The organism is Chamaesiphon polymorphus CCALA 037 (genome assembly GCF_003003845.1).
GTDB classification, from domain to species: domain Bacteria; phylum Cyanobacteriota; class Cyanobacteriia; order Cyanobacteriales; family Chamaesiphonaceae; genus Chamaesiphon; species Chamaesiphon polymorphus.
This window is the reverse complement of sequence record NZ_PVWO01000738.1, coordinates 1-2,106: the sequence shown is the minus strand read 5'-3', so window position 1 is coordinate 2,106 and position 2,106 is coordinate 1. Positions and strand designations below refer to the sequence as shown.

3 protein-coding genes are annotated in these 2,106 nt (G+C 45.3%); 1 reads left to right on the top strand and 2 read right to left on the bottom strand.

What is annotated here, in order from left to right; all coding sequences use genetic code 11:
- Positions 1-163: 163 nt before the first annotated feature.
- Positions 164-346 carry an NAD(P)H dehydrogenase subunit NdhS gene (locus C7B77_RS28835; RefSeq protein WP_106313163.1) on the bottom strand — a complete coding sequence of 61 codons (183 nt, stop codon included), beginning with the start codon at positions 344-346 and terminating at the stop codon, positions 164-166.
- Between the two features lie 90 nt (positions 347-436).
- Positions 437-1,141, bottom strand: coding sequence for a Crp/Fnr family transcriptional regulator (locus C7B77_RS28830; protein ID WP_106313160.1), 705 nt, complete (start codon positions 1,139-1,141; stop codon positions 437-439).
- A 131-nt stretch (positions 1,142-1,272) separates the two neighbouring features.
- On the opposite strand from C7B77_RS28830, the gene C7B77_RS28825 reads away from it, so the two are divergent.
- The coding region (locus tag C7B77_RS28825) for a hypothetical protein (RefSeq protein ID WP_146138595.1) at positions 1,273-2,106 on the top strand (834 nt) is incomplete at its 3' end.

Here is a 2,106-nt window from a genome sequence, read left to right as displayed (position 1 = left end):
AGGAAGCGAGACAAGACAGGGGAGGGAGCCAGATTTAAAGCCCCCCCTTTATAAGGGGGGTTGGGGGGGGTAACTCAACCTAAAACGAAGCCTAGCAAACTTGTGTATGTAAAGTGGGTTCGGAGGAAAAGAGAAATCTCTAGTTCTGCTGGTTGTAAAAGAGTTATTTCTGAGCCGGAGTTACTAATTCGAGTTCGCTGAGGCGAAAAGAGACCATTTTATCCCAATTACCACCTTCAAATAGTACCGCCGCTTTCCCATCGGTAATGCGTTGGACTAAGCCTTGAAAGTTGTAATAAATATCATTATTGTTTATGACACGAATAGTCGAACCTGGCAAAATCATGAGGCGATCGCAGTTACACTAATGGATTATCGTTCCCTAGTTTAACTCAAACCGATCGACGATCGCCAAAACGATCCGTAAATGTAGCTGTTATTCTGGTTGCGAGGGTGAAAGCAAGCAGATAAGATTATCTTCTTTAATTAAGATAGCTTTGCGTTCTTCGCGTAATTCTTTCATCAGCCTGGTGACAGTGACGCGAGTAGTCCCGATGGCACTGGCAATTTGGGCGTGAGTGAGCGGGAACGGTAAGAAATAACCTTCCTTACAAGGTTCGCCAAATTCTTCAATTAGTAAGGTTAAATAACCGAGCAATCGCTCGATCGTGTGACGTTGTCCGAGGGTATTGAGCCATAATAATTTCCGTTGGTGTTGGTAGCGGAAAGAATCTAAAATCTCGCGGCGGAAACTAGGGAAGTTTTCGAGATCGTGCCAATACATCCAGAAAATTGAAGTGTTGTCTGTATGGGCAAAGGCTTGTAGTGTAAATGGCGATCGATCGACAATTTCAAATGGTTGTCCCGCGCCGACAAAACCCAAAAAAGTTTCATCGCCGCCTTGGAGCTGAAACTCCGCCGGGGTAATATTTTGATGTGGATAGGCTGGTGGCTCGGTTTCTGCCGTACCATTGAGGCGGATCGTGCCCCTTTGAACTAAGTATAATAAACCAGAGCGAGTGGGAATCTGGGCATCTTTGGCAAATGTGCGATAGCGATAATGCTCTTGCGCCCAATCTAGCAATCGATGCCAGGTTGAAAACGATCGAGTATTAGTTTTTGGTGGGGTAGATGAATGCATAACAAACCAGCGGAACGGCACATGATTCTCAATGATTCTACATGTATTTTGATGTAGTTAATCATCTTTATTTTAGTCTGGAGTGTACTACGTAATTTGGAAGTCGGGGCTTGGCTATGAAGATTGTTCGCGTGTCAGACCCGATTCTACTACCATTAGCACCGACAATTGCGGGCACGATTGCCAACTATTTACAGTTGATGGCTCAGCAAGTTCACTTACGTTTATTACATAATTGTAACAACGCAGCTACTGAATTACCGCCAGATTGGGATTGGAACTGGCAGTCCGAGCGATCGATTCAAATTGTTACAACAACACAATACCAGTATGTCAGCACGATCGCACACCAATTAGCTGCAAAATCATCATTAAATCCCTTAAAAATCTGTGAAAATCTCCGATCGCCAGTCCCGAACGATCCGCCCACTAAGCTTTCTGGCTTAGAATTAGCTTGCTGGTATAACGATTCTGGCTATATTTACTTCCAAGTGGCCGATACCACGATCGATCGGTGGCTAAAGTATATTCATACTATACCACTCAAACCTGAGTTACATGTCGATCGAACAGTCTCCGTCCCGACTGTAGCGATTTACACCCATGCCCGCTGTTGTTCGCTACTCAAATTGGCCGAGCGCGAGAAATTAATTACCCTAACCCCAGATTGGCAAGTTAGTACTATCGATCGATCCGGATCTAGCTTTTCAGTAGCAGCGCGAGATTGCTCCGAGAATCGGCCTCCAGCAGCGTCAAACAGCATTTTCGATCGCACAGCCGAGCGGCAGCTAATTCAGACCTTAATGGCTGTTTTAGATGCAATCTACAGTCATAATTCGTCAGGAGTACGCCCCCGTCCTCCCAATTGGTCGAAATTGACAATCGATCTAGCTCAAAGCTGGCTAGAATTCTATCGCTGCTGTCAGATTTTTGGAGAGACTAAACGTCAAAGCCCACACCTAGCT